Source organism: Cryomorphaceae bacterium (assembly GCA_007695365.1).
In the GTDB taxonomy this organism is placed as follows: Bacteria; Bacteroidota; Bacteroidia; order Flavobacteriales_D; family SKUL01; genus SKUL01.
Genome location: REDV01000059.1, coordinates 39685 through 59960, shown reverse-complemented (window position 1 = coordinate 59960; position 20276 = coordinate 39685). Strand labels below are relative to the sequence as shown.

The window sequence follows — 20276 nt, the reverse complement described above, 5'->3', positions numbered from 1 at the left end:
TTCAGCAGAAGGGTCGCACTGTGCACCAGCTTGAATAGAAATATGAAGTCCTCGCGGCATGGAGGCAAATTTAAGAAAGGCATTGAACCCCGCGGTGCCGGTAGCACTTATCCTGCCGGAAAACGAAAAAAGAGCACCTTAACGGGTGCCCTTTTCGCAATTAAAACTCTGTTTTTCAACAAGTAGCGAGACAGGGGCTTGAACCCTGGACCTCAGCATTATGAATGCTGCGCTCTAACCAGCTGAGCTATCTCGCCAAAGAGGCCGCAAAAGTAATACGTTTTTCAAAAACTCCCTACGCTTACCCGAAAAAAGCATACACTATTTGGATTCAAGCGTTCACGCCCGTCATAGCTCAATGATCCAGAAGTTTGTATCCTGCGGATTTTTCCTATATTGCACAACCACGGCAGCCGACAAAAGGAGGCTTCCTTAATTGATGGAATGGAAAAAGAAAAGTATCAACTGGAGTTTATCATCAAAACCTCACCGGGTATTTTGTACAACCTGATTAGCACTCCCAGTGGGCTTTCGGAGTGGTTTGCCGATGACGTAAACGTAAAAGACAACACCTACACATTCTTTTGGGATGGCAGTGAAGAATCAGCGAAGCTGCTGAACAAAAAAAGAGATCATTTCACCAAATTCCGATGGCTCAATGACGAAGAGGAAGGTGCGGATAGTTTCTTTGAGTTCCGGATCAAAATTGATGAAATCACCAATGACGTGGCTTTGCTTGTAACTGATTTCGCTGAGCCGGATGAAAAGGAAGAAGCGCAGGCCCTATGGTCAAGTCAGGTGGAAGAACTCAAACACGTGCTCGGCTCGTAGCCTTGGCATTGCGCTTGCTATATTTGCCGTTTCACAGGTAGCGCACTCTTGAAAAAGCTTTACAAGTTGGTTATCGGGGCTTTTATTGGGCCTTTTGTCGTGACTTTCGCGGTGGTACTGTTCATCTTTGTGATGCAGTTCGTCTGGAAGTGGGTGGATGATTTCATGGGCAAAGGTCTGGACTTCCTCATCATCATGGAGTTGCTCATGTACGCTGCGGCCAACCTCGTGAATATTTGCCTGCCCCTGGCCATTCTGCTGGCTTCCATCATGACTTTCGGGAACATGGCAGAGCACTTTGAGCTGGTTGCGCTGAAATCTGCCGGAATATCTCTTCACCGCATTATGTTTCCGCTCACGGTGCTGGTTATCATGCTTACAGGAGGAGCCTTCTATTTTGCCAACAATATCTCGCCCATTGCCACACTCAAATTCAAAAGTTTGCTGTACGATATCACCCAGGCGAAACCAAGTATTGAACTTCGCGACGGCATCTTTTACAACGGGCTGGAAGGTTACAGCATCCGCGTAGGTCGCAACGAGCAGGCAACCGGCGATCTGCACGACATGCTCATCTACGACCACACCAAAAAGCAAACCGGCAACAAAACCGTGATACGCGCCAAACGGGGCCGCATGACCCAAACCGACGACAAGCGTTTTCTCATTCTTACGCTTTACGACGGTTACAGCTACGACGAGTCATCGGCCGATGCCAAAACTGCACAGCGGCATCCGTTGGTGAGCAACAAGTTTGAAAAAGACATTTTGCGTATTGATATGTCGGGGTTTTTCATGACACGCTCCGACGAAGACCAATGGAAAAACCACATGCAGATGCTCACTATGGGCCAGCTCAATGTGGCCATTGACAGCCTCAGGGGTATGTATCGCGACCGCGAACAGGAATATCAACGCTACCTGAACCGCACTATTCTGCTGCGCAAAGACACGCTTGCTACCGGTAAGCTGGAGCAATCCACACCAGCCACCTTTTTTAAGGAGCAGCCCTACAGCGCAAAAAGACGCACTGTGAATCTGGCGCTGAGCTCCGCCCAAAACACCAAAAACTATCTTGCCAGTACCACGCAGGAATTCAAAAACCGCAAGGTGTATATTGACCGTCACCACAATGAGTGGCACCGAAAGTTAATGCTTCCCTTTGCCTGCCTCGTGTTTTACTTTATCGGCGCACCGCTCGGAGCCATTGTAAAGAAAGGCGGAATCGGTTTGCCCGTGGTTATTTCGGTGCTTTTCTTCCTGCTATTCCACGTTTCGTCTATCACAGGCGAAAAAATGTCGAAAACAGGGGTAATTGAACCCATTTACGGCATGTGGTTGAGTACTTTTATACTTTTGCCAATCAGCATTTTTCTCACCATCAAAGCTACGAAAGATGCCGCGCTGTTTGATCCCGGCGGATGGGATCGTCTTGCTGAGAAGTTGAAAATCAAAAAGAAACGTTCGCAATGAACATTCTGCAACTGTGCCATAAACCGCCGGTTCCACCTAAAGACGGTGGCTGCATTGCCATGAACAACATTACCTGCGGGCTTATTGCCGCCGGTCACCGCGTTAAGGTACTTACCATCCATACACACAAGCATCCTTTTGAACCCCACAACATCAGCGAGCAATACCAGACCGATACAGAAATTGAGTCGGTATTTGTGGATACGCGCATCAACCTGGTAGACGCTTTTTCCAATCTCGTTACCTCCGACTCCTACAACATAAGTCGATTTTTCTCGGCCGATTACGACATGCGCCTTCAGGAAATTCTGCAGAAAAACCCCTATGATGTGGTGCTTCTGGAAAGCCTGTTTATGACGCCTTACATCGATACCATCCGACGCAATACAAAGGCAGGTGTTTATTTGCGCTCACACAATCTGGAGTACATCATTTGGGAACGCGTTGCACACGGCTCGCGCAATCCGGCCAAAAAGTCGTACATCCGTCTGTTGGCCAAACAACTCAAAAAGTACGAACTCAAGATTTTTAAAGAGGTAAGCGGCATCGTTGCCATTTCCTCCAACGACGAAGCAAAATACCGTCAACTTGGCTTTAAAGGCCCTATTACCACCGTGCCTTTTGGCGTGAACTCCGCGCAGTTTAAACCTGTGTACGAATCGAATGTGCCCACAGACCTCTTTCACCTCGGCGCCATGGACTGGATGCCCAACCAGGAAGGGGTTCAGTGGTTTTTAGACGAGGTCTGGCCCATCGTGCACCCACAACATCCCCAACTGAAACTACACCTTGCCGGCCGCCAAATGCCCGATGAACTGAGAGAACTGAAACTACCGCAAGTTGAAATGGTCGGTGAGGTATCCGATGCCTATGCCTTTATGCAACAGCACGGCGTAATGGTGGTACCGCTATTGTCGGCAGGTGGAATTCGCGTAAAAATCATCGAAGGCATGGCCCTCGGAAAGGTGATCATCTCTACCTCGGTTGGCGCGGAAGGCATAGACTGCACCCACGGTAAAGACATTCTCATTGCCAACACGCCCGAAGAATTTGCCAACGTTCTGAACGGGTTAATGGCGAATCCCGGCAGGATGGCAGAAATTGGTCGCAACGCCCGAAAGTTGGTGGAAGAATCTTTCGACAACACCGTGCTGACCCGCAAACTCATACGGTTTTTTGAGGAAAACCTCGTAGAAGCATGAAGATACTGGTGATTGTATCCAGAATCCCCTACCCGCTCGAAAAAGGCGACAAGCTGCGGGCCTATCACCAGGTGCGCGAGCTTTCTAAAAACCACGAAATCTGCCTTTGCTGCCTGTCCGACCAACCGGAGCACCCCGAAGCCAGAGAAAAACTCCGGGAAATCTGTTCTGAGCTGCATATCATTCAACTGAACAAAGCCATCATCTACCTCAACCTGTTGCTGGCGTGGTTCGAAAGCCGTCCCTTTCAGGTGGCCTATTTTCACCAGCGCAAGGCCCGGAACGCTGTGCAAAGCATTATTCAGAACTTTGCCCCCGACCACATCTATTGCCAGTTGGTGCGCACAGCTGAGTACGTGAAAAACGAACACAGCATTTCCAAAACCATCGACTACCAGGACGCTTTCTCAAAAGGGATGGCGCGCCGTGCAGAGCGGGAAAGCAATTACTTCAAAAAGAAGTTTTTTCAAACCGAAGCTCGCCGGCTCATCCGCTATGAGCACCTTATTTTCGACTATTTCAACAACAAATGCATCATCTCGGAGCAGGACAAAGCCCTGATTTTTCACGAAAATCAGCGTGAGATAGCCGTCATTCCCAACGGTGTGGACATGGATTTTTTTCGTCCGATGGAATCATCACCGGCCTATGACCTCTGCTTTGTAGGAAACATGAGCTATGCGCCCAACGTGGACAGTGTGCTGTACCTCCACAACGAAGTCATGCCCCTTGTGTGGCGTGAAATGCCCGATGTAAAGGTGCTCATTGCCGGCGCCACTCCGGCCGAGGCCATTACCAGACTGCAACATGAGCGCTTTGAGGTGGGCGGGTGGTTTGAAGACATTCGCAACGCGTACAGGCAGAGCCGTTTGTTTGTGGCTCCTATGCAAATTGGCACCGGACTGCAAAACAAACTGCTCGAAGCCATGGCCATGGGCATACCTTGCATCACCTCCAAACTGGCCAACGATGCCCTGGGTGCCACCCACCAACAGCATTTGATGGTAGGCAGTACCCCCGAAGATTACGCGCGCCAAATCATAGCCTTGCTCAAAAACCCGCAATGCGGAGAGGAACTTGCCCGCAACGCGCGTTTATTCGTGCAGCAAAACTATACCTGGCAAAGCAGTGTTGTGAAGCTGGAAGGCCTTTTTGCATCAAGTTAGAAAAGTGAGGGCCCACGCAAGATTACGTACCTTTGCAGAAAATTAAGGAAGTATGTCAGTAAGGCTTGATTCCATTGAGGAAGCCATTGAAGAAATCCGCGCCGGAAAAGTGGTGATTGTGGTGGATGATGAAGACCGCGAAAACGAAGGCGATTTTGTTGCGGCGGCGCGAAGTGTAACCCCGGAGATGATCAACTTTATGGCCACGCACGGTCGCGGGCTGATTTGTGCGCCGCTGATTGAAAGCCGTTGTGATGAACTCGACCTCGGGTTGATGGTGCCGAGCAATACTGCTGCCTACGAAACCCCCTTTACCGTATCGGTTGATTTAATCGGGCACGGCTGTACCACCGGTATCTCTGCCAGCGATCGCGCCAAAACCGTTCAGGCACTGATTAACCCTGATACCAAGCCCTCTGAACTGGGCAAACCCGGACATATTTTTCCGTTGCGCGCCAAAGCAGGCGGTGTACTGCGCCGCGCCGGACACACCGAGGCAGCCATTGACCTTGCCCGTTTGGCCGGATTTGAACCCGCCGGCGTGATTGTTGAAATCATGAACGAAGACGGCACCATGGCGCGTTTGCCCGAGCTCCGCGTGATTGCCGAAAAGTTTAACCTGAAGCTGGTGAGCATCAAAGACCTTATTGCCTACCGCATGAAACACGAGCGGCTTGTAAAGCGTGAGGTAAGCGTGCAAATGCCCACCGAATACGGCGATTTTCATCTTGTGGCCTACAAGCAACTCACCAACGACCAAAACCACCTGGCCCTTGTAAAAGGAAGCTGGGAACCGGAAGAACCTGTGCTGGTGCGGGTGCACTCCTCGTGCATTACCGGCGATATTTTTGGCTCCTGCCGTTGCGACTGTGGACCGCAATTGCACACCGCCCTTCAAATGATTGAACAGGAAGGAAAAGGCGTGTTGGTGTATATGAACCAGGAGGGGCGTGGCATTGGACTGATCAATAAACTGAGGGCGTACAAACTGCAGGAAGAAGGTTTAGATACCGTGGAGGCCAACATCAAGCTGGGCTTTAATATGGACCACCGCGACTACGGTATCGGTGCGCAAATACTCCGCGATTTGGGCATTACCAAAATGAAGTTGCTGAGTAATAATCCTAAAAAACGCACCGGCCTGATAGGCTACGGACTTGAGGTGGTGGACAATGTACCCATTGAAATTTGCTCCAACCAGCACAACGAGAAATACCTCCGCACCAAAAAAGAAAAAATGGGCCACTCACTCCGTTTTTTTGACGAAGGGAAGCTTGAGCATTGAGTCGTGAAGAAAGGCCTTCTTCCTCCTCAACATAGCACACGAGAAGGAGACAGAGCTTTTAAAAGAACCAGTAAAATCACATTAAAGTGTGATTTTGGATTGCATGTCTTTAATCCTTCCTAGTTCTGGTTTGCAAACGAGGACGAGATGAGGGTTATCTACCCCATCACTGCACTGCTCAGGTAAATCGAGCAAGGTCTGCTCATGGGTATTGAGGTCAAAATGCACAAGTTTGCGGTTATCGTAAAACCCAGCGGGTTTATTGCCCTCAGGAGCCAATCGAAAATAAGCAAAAGATTGTGAAACAATGAGCGAGTTGCCATCGCTACTAACATCCAATCGGGTGGGACGATTGAGTACACAATGTCCTCTTAACTTGGTCCATTCACCCGACGAAATGTGAAATTGAAATAAGCCGTCTTCTTCAGCATTGGCAAACGTTGAAAAGTAAGCTATACCGGAACTATGAACTGTAAGTCGATACTGTCCCCAAACTCTACCAATGGCACCAGGATCAAGAATAACCTCCGGGTTGCAAGGGTTGGAAAACCGGATTTTTGTACTGAACACCATCATTCCTAATAACATCACCTCCAATCATTTTTAAAACGAAAGAGCCGTGATGAATACATACCGATTCCTCTCCAACCTATGGTAGTTGCTCTTTTTTGCAGGAGCCAAATAGCATAGCGGCAATAATGAGGGTACCGGGCCTGGCAGCAGCCATTAACAAACCAATCGACCCATATTTCAAAAACTCAATTTTTCGCATTGCTCATTCACGATATGCTGCCGGAGCTTTAAATCCTGGGTCATTCATACAAAACTGCTCTTTCCGCAAGGGTGTGCAAATCCAGCAGATATATACGAGATTGTTGGTAGATTTTACCATCAGGGCGACCATCATCGTGGTATCCAAAACGTTCGTGTTGGCGAACAATTAACAAAGACTCACTATCGGGAGCATGATCGATATCTTTAATTTGTGAAAACCGGCAATGTTCAAGTACTTTTTCATGCGTTTTAGAATCCAGATTGACCCTGTAAAGGCCATCGTCGCTGTTGTTCAAATAAGTCGTAAAATAAGCTGTGGTGCCATCCGGAGAGACACAACTATGAAATATGTTAGCGACCAAATGAAAATCGTCCGGAGGCAGTACATGTAGATTAAAATCTATATCCTGAATTTCAGCGAATCCGAAAAAGTAATTGTCCATGGTTTCGAATTTACCTGCAATGATTGAAGAATTGGCGGCTACGCTCATTGCTCTATGCGGCCCTACAAACAAAGTGTCTGCTTGATCTGACGGCGTCTCTTCCGGATTAAAAGCTACTCGTAACAAGTAATACGGAATACCCAATACCGGTGAATACTGATACAATATCTCATCTCCATCTGGCATCCACATGGGATATAACCTGTAGATTTCATCACTGATTTGCACCACTGTTTGGTCTCTGGCGTGCACTGCTCTGATCCGGTAGTGGGGAAAGGAATCAAAAGCAATCCAGTCATTTGTACCCCACGAAGGTTTGGAGATGATACTGACATCATCGAGGAGCAAAACATCTTCACCCGTTTCAAAATTGTGCCTGCGCAATTGGTATTTACTGTTATCAAAACGCTGATAAACAAATTCACATGCATTATTGGGATTAAAAACCGGTTTTGTGAATTGCGGCCCCTCTAACGTAATCATCGAAAGCATGCCACCGGGTGAGGGAATGAAGTCTCCACCTGTACAAGGCAGATAAATGCCATTCATAGATGGTGGGTCTTTCTTACAGGAAGAAAAAACAACGGCGAATACTATCGGAAGCACCCAAATTCTCATTTGTCTCATATTATTTCACAATTAGTTTTCTATTCTGAGTCATTCCGTCTTGAGTATATGACACGATATACATTCCACTCTTCAGTTGTTGTGTACCCATTACAAAGTATTTACTCCCGCTATTCCTCAAGCACATCAGCCATCAGCACATTACCGCTTACATCCATAAGTTGAAGTCTTGTTGTAATTCTGACTGTAGCAGAACCAATGAACTCGCGTTGAGTGCGCGACCATATCATTTGCGTTTTTTCGTTGTTAATATCGCCATGCGAATATGAAACTGAATTGCAGGCATCAACCAGTCTACATAACTGCTGATACCCAAAGTCAGTACTATGTATCCCGTCAGGATTGCTAAAAATCAAGCTGTAATCATCTTTCCAAAATACAGAGCCAGCACCTCCTCCACCCCAAAATGATTGAAATTGATACTCTGAAACAATATTATTCGCTGAGCGGTCATACACCCTGTACAGGCTTTGGTGGTGCACAACAATGTATGGGTCTTTTTCCAGAGTGTAGCTGTGGCGAACATCGAATAACAAGGTATCGATAATCTCACCATTGATATCGTGCACAAGGGAAAAATTGGGCTGAAAAGGCAAATTAGTCACAAATCCGGTTCCGTTCACATTCCATTTCGGTGAGTAAAATCCACCTCCTTCGGTAATTCGCTCCAAACCAGTGCCATCCGACCTGATTCTCCATACATTGAAGTCGTTGAACACAAGAAGAAGCCAATCATTTACCCCCCAACTCGGCTGACTAACCAATGGGCCTTCCGTGAGAAAAATTTTCTCTTTGGTAATTAAGTTGAATTTATAGATACCCGATGTACCGGATTCTAAATCTTCCTGAAAAACAATCTCATTGCTATTCATCGGGTTGAAGCAAGGTCTCAATTGGCGAGGCAACTCAGACTGAAAGGTCATCCAGCCAATCACGTCATGGTATTCCGGTGGAAGAGGTACACATTGATTAGGTTTCAATTCATCATCATCTTGCACCAAAGAATGGTCTTTCCTGCATGATGTCGTGGAAATCGCAAATATGAGCACGGTTGTCAAGATGAGCAAGTAACGAGGCATAAGCTTACTGGGCTTCATTATTGAACAATAAATTTTGAAGTGAACATTTGTTCACCCGACTGCAACTTACACACGTACAACCCACTCGGCAATTTGGAAATATCGATAGTTACTACCCCGGAACTATTTCTTGAATAAACACCATCCAAAACGGAATTACCAATTGCATCAAACACAGAAAATTTTGTATCACCCATTGCCTCAACTTCCAAATTAATAAACAAAAAATTGGATGCGGGATTAGGATATACTTTCAATTTGTAGTCTTCAATCGGGCGCTCAGATGTAATACTATTGTTTTTGACGTGCAAGGAATATCCGTACCCAACATTAAAAAAACTGGGAATAGCCTGATAAATGGTCTGCTGAGTTACCTGTTGCTGCTTTACCCACCACGCATAGGTTTCTACATTAATCGTAGCTGTATTAGAGCCGAGATCAACCGAAGAGTTCACTAACATCCAAGGATCACCGCTGATAGGATTACCGGGACCTACACCTTTAAATGTCTTACTTTCTAACGGCCACCAGTCAATAATTTCATGATTACCAGGCAACGTTACCTGATAAGTCAATTGTATGTGATGTTTATCTGCTATGTAAGAACCAGCTGCAAGTCCGTGAGAGCTGACCGCTAAAACAACAGAGACATCAGTGACTACTGACTCTTGTATATCTGTTAATTGAGGATGAATAATGTAATATTCGGGATGATTGACTGCGTTCAAAGCATCTCCCGCATTGATTAAACCCCAACCTTGCTCTTGGGTATAGTTACCAGAGCCATTTGCCGTTTTCTCAAGAATTTTCTCAATATCCTCCGGTGCCAGATTGCTTGGAGCTCCATTGTGGATGTTGTGGGCAGCCATCATCAAGGCTGCAACGCCGGATACATGCGCTGCACTTGCCGAAGTGCCAGGAAAACATTGATAATCCGGATATAAATCAGATGTACAATTTGACTGAGGAAAACTATAGGGCTCTTCAGAGAAAATAGTTGATGAAACAACGTCGGCAGAGCCTGGTGCCATAAAATCCGCATCACCACCATAATTTGAGCTCCAATCCTCTATTCCGTTGCTTAGTCCAAACTTCCATTCACCGTCGTTACCACTAGCAATCACGCTCATGACGTGAGCATCGTCATAGCAGGCCGGATAAAGCAGTTGGGTAGTTCCATCATTACCTCTTGAAGCAACTATTGCACAATCATTCCTCCAGGCCAATTCAATTGCTTCTCTGATTAGAGGATTTGGAGCAACCCCACTCCAACTATGATTCTGAAGCTCTAGACCATAACCGTAACTCCCTTCTGGCGTCATAATTGCTCCCTCTTGAATAGCACTTGCGACTGAAGCGACACCCACGAACCCTGATTGATTGCTTACTGAAACTAAGCTTGAGCTAAAAATACCAAACGAATATAAATCTGCGCCAGTTGAACCGATGCCATCCACATCTCCGCCAGCAATCCCCGCTATTCCTTTGCCATTGTTCCGAAGTGCACCTATTACACCCGCCACCGAAGTTCCGTGACTATCATGTGGAGTGAAAATATTTGATATATGAATATCTGTATTCGCGTCATAACCGCCTTTAATCTTAGATCCCTCAAAGCTTCCATTCCCAAAGTCCTCATGGGCCCAATAAACAGGAGTATCATAAACACCAACTTTCGGTGCAAAGTATGACCAGGAACCAGTAGAAACATTCCAGGCAGGAAGCAAATTAATATGCGCATTGGGAAAATTGCTTGTTGTTAGCAAACTCGCTTGCTCATCTGATCCAACGAGCTCGTCATTCGGAATCGCATGTTTAGCATAAAATTCATTTAAACATGAAAAACGAACATTTGGATACAAAGTAGTTAAACTATCCAATACATTTTCCAAATCAACGTATTCAGGAAGAAAGATAGATAATGTTGCCCAATAGTCATCAAGACGCAAAGTATCCCCCAATCGAGTTAGAGATAAACTATCACTTCTGGTCATTCGTCTAAATACCTTAAATGCTTGCACTTTCTTGAAATCAACTCCGGCAACCTGATTGTTCATACTGGCTATAACTTGCGGCCTTACGAATTCACTTAATGCGCCTGCCACAAAGCTTCGATTGTCTACAGCTTCATACTTCATTGAAGAACGGTCAAAACGAATCAACAACTCATTCGCGTTGTGAGATACCACGCTATCAATCATTACCGGCACAATGGGTTTATCATACACCCGGTACTTTACGGTATAGGTACGCATGCCTCCCGAGGGTTGCTCGCACTGGCCGGTTACAATCAGGTCGCCGTCTAAATCGATGGTTATTGATGAGGGGCGGTCATTCAGGCCATTGGGGCTGTAAAATATTGCTTGCCCAAAGGGATCGCCATTGCTGTAATAACCGACGGTCACAAAGTCTGTGTAGTTGCTGTTCTGAAGCTTGCCAGTCACAAATATTCTGTCGTGCTCGTCTATGACCAGTTGCACAGCTTCATCATCCGCATTGGACTGGCCGTTGTACTCACGGCTCCATTTCAGATTTCCGGCGGAGTCGTACTTCAGTGTGATGTAGTTTCTTCCTTCGGTGGGGCTGGTAACAAACCCGGCAACATAAACAAAGCCATCGGCATCTACTTTTATTCCCCGGGCCTTATCCACGCCCTGGTATCCGTCAAAGTCAACTTCCCAAACGATGTTCAGCTCTTCATCGAGCTTGTAAACACGAATATCGAAATCATTTCCGCTGTTGTACACCGCACCAGCCAGATAAATAAAATCATCGTCCAATGTGATGTCACTGATTTCATCTACTCCGTCGGTTGCGCTACCCGTGGTGCGCTGCTCAGCAAGCCATTCACCATCAGATATGGCATAGGTTAATGTGGCGAGTTCCCAACTATCGGGTGAGGCAGAAATCTGGCTCGCCCCTGCCACAACCACTTTACCATCGGTAAGGGCTATTTTGGCGGCCAGATCATTCAAGCCGTCATAATCGTAGCGCTCCACCCAAACTTCATTGCCGTTGCCAGCGTTTAGCCGGATGGTCACAAAATCTGACATCGTATTGTTGCCCATACTTCCGCCGGTTACAAATATGCTCCCGTCATTATCGCCTATAATTGCCGTACCCGCATCCATTGGCAAGGGTGAGGCGCCGTTGTCGTAAAAATAACTCCAAAGGAGTGCTCCCTGGCTGCTGTATTTCAGCACACATAAATCATAACCCGCTTGCAGGCTTTCAGTGCTGGTTCCTGTAATATATACGTTGTTAGCACTGTCAACAAAAACATCAGCGGCCATATCGTCTAAATTGGCCTGACCGTTGTAGGTTTGCTGCCACAACAAATCTCCTTCGCGGTCAAACTTCTGGAGAATGATATCGTGGTTGCCAAAATCATTTATGGTAGAACCTGCAATGTAGATGTTCTTTTGGCCATCTGTTGCGGTTACATTGTGGTGAAACACCTCAGTTACACCTCCTATGCCACTCCATTTTTCGGAAATAAAAACCTGTGATTGAGCTTGAAGTTGAACCATACCGCAAAGTAGCGAAAGACAGACAGTAAAGATTAACTTCCTGTGCCCCCCCCTGTTAGCAGATATCTTTGGAAAAATGAAGTTTCGCTGACACAAAACTGAGCAGATAAATCGGTAAGATGACCGTAAGTTTGAAATGGATTCATCATGGCAATTAGTGTTTAGTTGGTTGACATACTGTTGGTTAAAAGAGGAACGCCTCCGTAAAGGGGTATCAAGTTGAAAAGAATATTTTTTAAATCCAAATTTTTAACACTTTAGAATCAACCCAATGCACAGTTCACTGCTCAGGGTTAGTGGCCACTCACTCCGTTTTTTTGACGAAGGTAATCGTGAGCGTTGAGCCGTGTTGGCGGTTCAATCTCATTGGGCGATTAAATAATTTCTTTTTGTGTTATACATAAGCAAGTACCCTCTCTTGTTGGCCTCAGCTAAAAAAGAACGACTGATGAGTATTTCGACAAAATCTTGCTTTTCTAAAAAAGGATTTAATAGCTTCTCAACCCTGCTTTCTGCAACTCCAATTCTCAGTGCAAATTCCACGAAGTCTGCTTTAGAAGGATGACCGCTTTTTTTGTACTGGTCACTTTTAAATTTGTCTGCAAACAGTCCTTTTTCTAATGCAAAATCTGTATCGTCCACATGAAGTTTTGTATTAACCAAATCATAAGCAGGACTCAACAGATAATCTCCGCTTGGTGATTCAAGAAGAGAAAAGTTCTTTAAATGAGCGTCTCCGTTTGAGAACAGGTAATTGAAAACAACCAACGAGAAATACTTTTCTATTTCTACGCGCCATGCCGGAACAAATTGCCGGATCAGCTGACCTACCTCTTCATAGCTGTATTCATATTTGAAGTTTGTACCTGCATTGTCTTTTGTTCTTCCTGCAAGTGTTGCAAAATCTTCTTTGCCCCACTTATCTCCCTGTCCGTTTGGCAGACCGGTGTTTTCTTTAACGTCAAATCTTTTGGTAATGTAGGCAGGTGTACCATTTCTAAAAAAAATCATAGCGTTTTCTGCCGTATTCAGACCGTACACTTGTTTGGCTATTTGCATGGTAAGATGCTCGTTGGCCGGCACCTGATCAACTTTTTTTAAATCAACTGGTATCGGCTTAAGGATATATGTTCCCTGTTCTCCTTCCCTTGTTAATCGCAATACATTTTTCTCTAAAAGAAAGCTCAATTTTTCTTGAACCCCGGATATGGATATGCGTTTGCGATTTTCCATGAATTGTTCTGCAACTTCTTCGCTTTGCCGGGGCTGCTCATAGGGCAAAACATGATTAACCCTCTTGCCGCTGAACAAATTCCGGAAGCAGCCCGGGCTATAAGTAGAAAAACCTTCTGCCAATGTTCCCGGGCAATATTTTAATTCAGTTAAGTTCATCTTACCGTTATTGGTTTTACGGTTATTGCTCCAATTGTGTCAAATTGTGCTGTTGCTCCCAGTAAACCAAAATGATCATCCTCGTCTATTTTTAAATGTGTGCTTTGAAATTTCCTGTTCACTCCTTCACTCAGCATATTGAAGAAAACGGGAAACAAATAATTGCTGCTATATTCCTGATACGTTTTGGGTAATGTCAAACTGATCGGTGGCTTACTTAAATCGTTGAAATATTGATCATCATATCTGAAAATATAATGCTTTCGGTTCTCTTCTGTCAGAGTTCCGGCCAGTGTGCCGTTGCGATATATTTCCATTACTCTCATTTACTCAATATTTCTTCCGAAATTACCGGGACAGCTTTTTCACCTCAAGGGTTAGCTCCATTCCCAACACTTCAGCCAATTTGTTCAACACATCTAACGAAGGATTACCTTGTCCTCTTTCTAATTTATAAAGCGTGTTTGTACTGACATTTGCCAGTTCTGCCAGGTGAGGTTGAGTTATGCTCAACTCCTTCCGTCTTTTTTTGATTGTTTCACCAAGAACTCCAACTAACATTATAGTGTGGTTTTAGAGTCAAAAATAAGGTTTGTTCTCTAAAACGACAAGCAAAAACACATTATATTGTGATTTATGGATCTATATGCTCTGAAACGGGATGTGAAACAGGTGAAACCACATTATAGTGTGATTTTTAGATCACACATCTTCTAACCCTTCCTGGTCCTGGTTTGCAACCATGACGAGATGGGGTAATGTATATTGAAGCATTCACGGCTTCTCTCCTACCTATATAAATCATCGCACACCACGCGATCGCCTCTTTTGCGAAGCATGTTGCGGAGTTTGCAGGCGAGATCTGCAAATGAGTTGAAGTCTTCCTGGTAGGCAATACCCGCCCCCTGCATTGAACCCGTACGGTAGGTTTGAAGGATATTGTAATCAGCTGATTCACTGAACACTTTCAGTCTTAGTTTACCGTCCTCGGTGATGAGGTACTCAGCCATAAAGTCGCCGATTACCTGGTTGTTGGTTTCGGCTGTAACGTTGGCCGGACTGTTGGCCACACCAAAACTACCGCTCAGCAGCAGACGGTCGTTGAGCAATTGCGTGGAGAGCGCCACGGCAAGTTCTTCGTTGGTGATGTTATCGCCCGGGCGGTAATTGACCCCCACGTTAAAGTCGTCGGAAATTTGCGACAACCAGTTGCTCAATTGATTCGACATCATTTCGGTGGTGGTGGCCGCGCCGATGTTCATCTGCCCTCCTGCCGTTACCGCCGCCCGGTTTGAGGGAGGTAAAAACCTGTTGAGAACCAGAAGCGCAAAAGCCTGTTTGTTTTTTTCTTCTTCGGAGCTGAGCACGCTGTTTACAAGGTTTTGCATACTCTCGTCGGAAGTAGGCAATTCTACACTGAAATCCACATCAGGATTCATGAGCTTGTTGGTGAGTTTGAGCACAAGGTTTACCGGAACCCGACTGGTAAATCCCTCGGCAAATTCACCCATCAAATCGGCAAGTGAAGCCCTGAGTTTATACACTGCCCGCAGGTCAATATCTGCGTTGTAAGGATCTCCGTACCACCCTATCACACTACCACGCTGAATACTAAAACGTTTGTTGATAATGTTTTGCAACGTAAAAAGGTACTCCCCTTGTTCTATTTCGTAGCGCCCGAACATGGTGAACTGTCCGTCGCTGCTGATTTCCATGTTGATAGGACCACTTCCGCGCACGCGCATCATATCGCCCAGGCTTTCGTCAAAAACAAGCTCTACCAGCATATCGGGTGTGGTTTCTATGTCCATCACCAGCCGGATACCCGTGAGGTCGAGTTCTGCGGGGGCCTCTACTATACCATCGGCACTTACAAAGCTCACAAAGCGCTCCAAGGTTACCTCCTTGGGGCCTCCGAGCGGAAGGAAAATCATGGTACCGGGTTTGGAAGTTGCGCTCACCTCTATATCCAGATTGTCTTCATAGCCGGTGATGTTTACCGTGCCCGTTCCGTATGCCTTTCCGTAGAACAGGTCGTTGTCGTACATGGTGGTGTTGAGACAAAGAAAACGCTCCATCTCTACATAAAAGTGGTAGGTAAAATCGCGGAAATTCTCATGAAAAAGCGTACCGATCATTCTACCGGGATTGCCTTCCTCGTCCCTGATGGGAATGTAGTTAAAACCAATAAAGTCGGGGCGTACCACCACCTTATCATCCACAAAATACCTGGTATTGAGGTAGTCCACTTTTACACTGGCATCGCGCAGGGTCAGGTCGCCGTGAAATTTGGGCTCTCGAAAAGTTCCGGAGGCTTTGAGCTTGCCGTGGGCTCCACCGGTAAAATCGCTCACCCCTCCGGGAATGATGCTGTTGAGAATGGCCAGACTGAGACCGTCGAGCTCAAACTGTACATCCAGCGGATCTTCTTCTAATTGCGGATTGTAGGTTCCTTCAATGGCAATGGTTTCCGTATCGCGAAAGCGCATTTGTCCGCTGATATCGAGCAGGGCTTGTTGAAGATTCCAACGGGCATCCACGTGCAGGGTTCCCACTTCCTGGTCTTCAATTTTAAAGCGGCTGAGGTCAATGGTGCTGTTGATATCGCGCCCCTCGTCGGCTCCTTTCATTTGCCCGTCGGCGTTGAGGATTCCAAAAAAGTTAGGAACATTTTCAGGCGTAAGGCGGTTGATGATATCAATATTGAGGTTCACGATTTCAAAGGCGAGGGCTTGTTCCATGTCTTCGGAAACGGTCCCGTGAATACCCACCATGCGCGTATCACTGTGCATCCGGAATTGCGAAAAGGTAAACGCAGTTGAATCTACATCCAGCGAGCTGCTTTCAAGGCTTATCCAGTGCTCGTCGAGCAAATGCACACTTACAGTATCCAAATCGAAGTGGAAAGTACGCGGACCCAGAAACTCTCCTGAAAAGGGAATGTGGCTTTGTTTTCCGCGGCTTGCGCGATCAGTAAAGAAAAAGTCGGCGTCAAACTGGTCTTGCTGTGCTTTGAGGCGCAGGTCGAGGTGTTCAAAGTGCAGGCTATCGCTAAAGGGCAATGCTTCTGCTGCGGCTTCGGCCACAAGAATACCGTTGTTGTTTTCGGCGTCGAAGGTGAAATTTTTGAAGCGCACCCCGCCTGTTCGAAGCTCGGGAATTTGTGAGCTGATTTGAAAGAACATTCGCTTGGAATCATAGACTCCCTCAAAGGTGGCGCCTTCATTCATTCCGAGGGCGGGCAAGAGCCAGTCGCTCACCATGGAGAAATCTTTCACTACTACAGAGTAATCGAAACGCTGCTCGGCGACTTCCCACGGGGTATCGCGATTTTCAAACAGCGCAGGCAATGCTGAGTGAACTACTGAGAGAAAGCTGTTGGCAAGGGTTTGCACCTGAAATTTGCCCACAATTTCGGCATCTGCCACGGCTGACTGCAGCAAGACCCGTCCGCGATCAGCCTCACGTGCCGATGAAAGCCATACATCACCTAGGTCAAATTCGTGTTCGTCGTCGTCTTCCTGACCGATGCAAAGCAGGGTTGAAATCGCCGTGGCTTCGCCCTTGAACTGGTTCACGTTCACGGCTTGAATCCCCACTTCCAGACGCGTGGTAAGGCTGGAATACTGCTTGAGCGGAAGCAAGTTCAGCGCGCCAAAATCCATGTGGAAGATGTTGCTCACAAAATCCAGTTGCGCTGTATCGGCCCGAAGATCAATCAAACCATCAAAATCGAGGCTGATGTTGCGGTCGTTGATGCTCATTTTTCCGTTAAAGAGGTTGCGCTCAAGTTGCGCGCCGACCGAGATATCCTCGTAGGAGTAATCCCTGAAAACAAGCTGGTCGATTTTTCCCCGAACTTCAGCATTGACATTATCGAGCGAAAATCCGCTTCCTTTCACTTCAACATTGGCTGCTACCCTGCCCAGATCTTCCATCCCGAAAAAGCGCCCAAAATCAAACTGGTCACTCACCAACAAGCCGGAATAGGCCGCTTCGCCGGCAGTTTCCGGTTGTTCAATGCCAAGGTCAAGCCCCAGGTTTCCGATGTCGGTTCTGAGGTTCCCAAAAGCCACAAAGCTGTTGAAAAAGCCCGTGAATTGTCCGTTAAAACGCATCGTTCCCAATGTTTTAAATTCATCAGGTACGGTAAGGTATCGCAGGTCCTTAAAAGGCGGAATTTGAATTTGCTGCAAATCGGTGTAGGTCAGCAATACCTTGCGCACATCCAGGTTCATGTAGGTTGACTGCACATTGGGCAGACCTATTAAATCACAGTTCCCAAGAAAATAGGAGTCGTCTCCCAGGTGAATTTTCATTCCGGTGCCTTTGAGATTGGAAATGGAGCCGCGGATGCGTCCGTCCACCCCAATTTGCTGCCGAAAGCCTTCCAGCCCGGGGGCGAAGTAGCTCACATCCCTGAACCCCAAAACACTTCCTTCAAAACGCGAACGAATTCTAACCGAATCTACAAACTGCCGGTAGGCTCTGAAGTTGTTGTGGTGAAAACTCAGCTCTCCTTTTAGCTCCGAGTTGGGCGTTTCCAACATGAGGTTTTGAAACTCGAGTCCGCCGGAGGAAAGCTTGAGCAAACCCTGCAACTCATTAATTACAAAACCACTTTGCTCTTTCAGTGTAATGTGCTGCACATCCGCGTAGAGTGTATCGGCCAGCCATTCAACTTTTTCGAAGCGCAATTGGATATCGTGCACATCGAGGTTTTCGAAATCCATTCCGAATTCTTTATGGTCTGCTCCCCGTTTGCGCAGCCTGAAGTGAGCGTCATTGATTCTTAGATCGTCCGTATAGAGCGACCAGTGGGGTTTATCCATAGTATCGGGCTGCGCCGGCCGAAAATAATTCACGATAAAATCGAGGTTCGTGCCTCCCACTGAATCTTCGTTGATTTCAAGGTAAAAAACCGGCCGGTCGAACTGAATCAAGTCAAACTCTGCCACCTCGGTTCTGAACCGCAAAATTTCGAGATTGAGCCTCAGCCGCTCGGTGTAGAGCAAGGTATCGCCTTGCTGATCTTCAATGTACAACCCCTTGAGGGTAAAAGTGTCGAAGAATTCGAAATGCACGGCTTGTACTTCAATGCGTGTACCGAGCTGATTGCCCAACCACGTAGCCACTTTGGCGGTCACAAATGTTTGCACCACAGGCAATCGAAGCGCAACGTTGAGAGAATATCCCAACAGCAACAACCCAATGGCAGACCATAGCAGTATGCGAAAGAATGTTCTAATAATCGGAAGTTAAACGATGGTACAACTTGCTTATTTTTGCCGTATTTCAGCAAATATAGTGCTACACTCAAGCTCCTTCATGAAAAGCAACGATACATTTATACTGGCCATTGAATCATCGTGCGATGATACCTCGGCGGCTGTGCTGCAAAACACAAAGGTATTGGCCAATGTAGTGGCCAACCAGGAGGTACACCGAGAATTTGGCGGGGTGGTGCCCGAGCTGGCGTCCAGAGCGCACCAACAACACATTGTTCCGGTGGTAGATGCGGCCATTCGTCGCGCCGGAATTGAACACAGCCACCTGAGCGCCATTGCCTTTACCGTGGGGCCCGGACTGATGGGAAGTTTGCACGTAGGGGTAGCCTTTGCCAAATCGCTGGCATTGGCCTGGAAGATACCCATGCTCGAAGTGCATCACATGCGGGCCCACATTCTGGCGCATTTCATTGACGATGCCGGTCCTGAAAAACCGGAGTTTCCCTTTTTATGCCTCACTGTTTCAGGAGGTCATACCCAAATTGTGCGGATAGACAGTGCGCACGATATGACCATACTGGGGCAAACCATTGACGATGCGGCGGGCGAGGCCTTTGACAAAGCAGCCAAGGTGCTGGGGCTCCCCTACCCGGGCGGTCCGCTGGTAGATAAGCTGGCTCGCGAAGGAAACCCTGAGAGGTTTTCATTTCCGCACCCAGCTGTAAAAGGACTGGATTACAGTTTCAGCGGGCTTAAAACCTCCTTACTCTACTTTCTTCGCGACCGGCAAGCTGAAGAACCCGACTTTATTCAAAATAACCTCAACGACATCTGCGCGGGCTATCAACGGGCCATCGTGAGTTTTTTGATGAGCAAACTGAAAAAGGCTGCTGAACGCGAAAACATTCGGCACATAGCCATCGCGGGCGGTGTTTCGGCCAACAGTGAATTGCGCAATACCATGCTCTCCATGCAGGAAAGGCATGGTTGGAAAGTGTACATCCCGAAATTTGAATACTGCACAGACAATGCTGCCATGATTGGCGCGGCCGGATACTTTGCTTTTCAGAAAGAGCAATTTACTGATTTCTCGGTAAGCCCTAAACCCGGGTTTGGCTTCGATTTGGGTAGGTGAGTTTTCACGCCAAACTCACTGAAGGTTAAAAAAAACGAGAAAAATTTCATTCTCTGTTCAACCTGAATGAATTCCTAACGTCAACCACGCGAAACCATTTAATACCGGCAT

Annotated in this window: 14 protein-coding genes and 1 tRNA gene; 6 read left to right on the top strand and 9 right to left on the bottom strand. The window is 46.8% G+C overall.

Annotated elements, in window-relative coordinates:
• Positions 1-183: 183 nt before the first annotated feature.
• Positions 184-257 (bottom strand) — tRNA-Met (locus tag EA392_03830).
• Positions 258-444: 187 nt separating this feature from the next.
• Between EA392_03830 and EA392_03825 the strand changes: the two genes are divergently transcribed.
• The 5 genes from EA392_03825 to EA392_03805 are packed head-to-tail and all read left to right on the top strand — an operon-like array spanning position 445 to position 5957.
• The gene (locus tag EA392_03825) at positions 445-831 is read left to right on the top strand and encodes an SRPBCC domain-containing protein (protein ID TVR40558.1); all 387 of its coding nucleotides are present in this window, start codon (positions 445-447) and stop codon (positions 829-831) included.
• A 21-nt stretch (positions 832-852) separates the two neighbouring features.
• Entirely contained in the window at positions 853-2304 is a 1452-nt protein-coding gene (locus EA392_03820) for a YjgP/YjgQ family permease (protein TVR40546.1), read from the top strand.
• The gene (locus EA392_03815) at positions 2301-3506 is read left to right on the top strand and encodes a glycosyltransferase (protein ID TVR40545.1); all 1206 of its coding nucleotides are present in this window, start codon (positions 2301-2303) and stop codon (positions 3504-3506) included. Before EA392_03820 ends, EA392_03815 begins: the two co-directional genes overlap by 4 nt.
• Positions 3503-4672: a glycosyltransferase gene (locus EA392_03810; protein TVR40544.1), complete on the top strand. Its 1170-nt coding sequence runs from the start codon at positions 3503-3505 to the stop codon at positions 4670-4672. The genes EA392_03815 and EA392_03810 overlap by 4 nt, the downstream gene beginning before the upstream one ends.
• Before the next feature lie 52 nt (positions 4673-4724).
• Positions 4725-5957, top strand: coding sequence for a bifunctional 3,4-dihydroxy-2-butanone-4-phosphate synthase/GTP cyclohydrolase II (locus tag EA392_03805; protein TVR40543.1), 1233 nt, complete (start codon positions 4725-4727; stop codon positions 5955-5957).
• A gap of 81 nt (positions 5958-6038) precedes the next feature.
• Here EA392_03805 and EA392_03800 read toward each other — a convergent pair whose 3' ends face one another.
• The 8 genes from EA392_03800 to EA392_03765 all read right to left on the bottom strand — a co-directional run bounded on the left by EA392_03800 (position 6039) and on the right by EA392_03765 (position 19009).
• Positions 6039-6533 carry a hypothetical protein gene (locus tag EA392_03800; GenBank protein TVR40542.1) on the bottom strand — a complete coding sequence of 165 codons (495 nt, stop codon included), beginning with the start codon at positions 6531-6533 and terminating at the stop codon, positions 6039-6041.
• A 236-nt stretch (positions 6534-6769) separates the two neighbouring features.
• Positions 6770-7723, bottom strand: a complete 954-nt coding sequence (locus EA392_03795) for a hypothetical protein (protein ID TVR40541.1) — start codon at positions 7721-7723, stop codon at positions 6770-6772.
• A gap of 188 nt (positions 7724-7911) precedes the next feature.
• Positions 7912-8802 carry a hypothetical protein gene (locus tag EA392_03790; GenBank protein TVR40540.1) on the bottom strand — a complete coding sequence of 297 codons (891 nt, stop codon included), beginning with the start codon at positions 8800-8802 and terminating at the stop codon, positions 7912-7914.
• Between the two features lie 95 nt (positions 8803-8897).
• Entirely contained in the window at positions 8898-12410 is a 3513-nt protein-coding gene (locus EA392_03785; protein TVR40539.1) for a T9SS C-terminal target domain-containing protein, read from the bottom strand.
• Positions 12411-12773: 363 nt separating this feature from the next.
• The gene (locus EA392_03780; GenBank protein ID TVR40538.1) at positions 12774-13802 is read right to left on the bottom strand and encodes a type II toxin-antitoxin system HipA family toxin; all 1029 of its coding nucleotides are present in this window, start codon (positions 13800-13802) and stop codon (positions 12774-12776) included.
• Positions 13799-14119 carry a phosphatidylinositol kinase gene (locus tag EA392_03775; protein ID TVR40557.1) on the bottom strand — a complete coding sequence of 107 codons (321 nt, stop codon included), beginning with the start codon at positions 14117-14119 and terminating at the stop codon, positions 13799-13801. The genes EA392_03780 and EA392_03775 overlap by 4 nt, the downstream gene beginning before the upstream one ends.
• Positions 14120-14150: 31 nt before the next feature.
• Entirely contained in the window at positions 14151-14363 is a 213-nt protein-coding gene (locus EA392_03770; protein TVR40537.1) for an XRE family transcriptional regulator, read from the bottom strand.
• A 227-nt stretch (positions 14364-14590) separates the two neighbouring features.
• A complete protein-coding gene (locus tag EA392_03765; protein TVR40536.1) occupies positions 14591-19009 on the bottom strand; it encodes a translocation/assembly module TamB in 4419 nt (1472 codons plus the stop codon).
• A gap of 121 nt (positions 19010-19130) precedes the next feature.
• Between EA392_03765 and tsaD the strand changes: the two genes are divergently transcribed.
• Positions 19131-20165 (top strand): tRNA (adenosine(37)-N6)-threonylcarbamoyltransferase complex transferase subunit TsaD, encoded by a 1035-nt coding sequence (tsaD, locus tag EA392_03760; protein ID TVR40535.1) that lies wholly within the window; start codon positions 19131-19133, stop codon positions 20163-20165.
• Positions 20166-20276 lie beyond the last annotated feature (111 nt).

What these genes read in the sequence shown, in the direction of transcription:
- EA392_03780 (TVR40538.1), bottom strand. Translation starts at nt 13,802, where the DNA reads ATGAACTTAACTGAATTAAAATATTGCCCGGGAACATTGGCAGAAGGT.
- EA392_03775 (TVR40557.1), bottom strand. Translation starts at nt 14,119, where the DNA reads ATGGAAATATATCGCAACGGCACACTGGCCGGAACTCTGACAGAAGAG.
- EA392_03805 (TVR40543.1), top strand. Translation starts at nt 4,725, where the DNA reads ATGTCAGTAAGGCTTGATTCCATTGAGGAAGCCATTGAAGAAATCCGC.
- EA392_03800 (TVR40542.1), bottom strand. Translation starts at nt 6,533, where the DNA reads ATGATGGTGTTCAGTACAAAAATCCGGTTTTCCAACCCTTGCAACCCG.
- EA392_03785 (TVR40539.1), bottom strand. Translation starts at nt 12,410, where the DNA reads ATGGTTCAACTTCAAGCTCAATCACAGGTTTTTATTTCCGAAAAATGG.
- EA392_03825 (TVR40558.1), top strand. Translation starts at nt 445, where the DNA reads ATGGAAAAAGAAAAGTATCAACTGGAGTTTATCATCAAAACCTCACCG.
- EA392_03810 (TVR40544.1), top strand. Translation starts at nt 3,503, where the DNA reads ATGAAGATACTGGTGATTGTATCCAGAATCCCCTACCCGCTCGAAAAA.
- EA392_03795 (TVR40541.1), bottom strand. Translation starts at nt 7,723, where the DNA reads ATGAATGGCATTTATCTGCCTTGTACAGGTGGAGACTTCATTCCCTCA.
- EA392_03815 (TVR40545.1), top strand. Translation starts at nt 2,301, where the DNA reads ATGAACATTCTGCAACTGTGCCATAAACCGCCGGTTCCACCTAAAGAC.
- EA392_03770 (TVR40537.1), bottom strand. Translation starts at nt 14,363, where the DNA reads ATGTTAGTTGGAGTTCTTGGTGAAACAATCAAAAAAAGACGGAAGGAG.
- tsaD (TVR40535.1), top strand. Translation starts at nt 19,131, where the DNA reads ATGAAAAGCAACGATACATTTATACTGGCCATTGAATCATCGTGCGAT.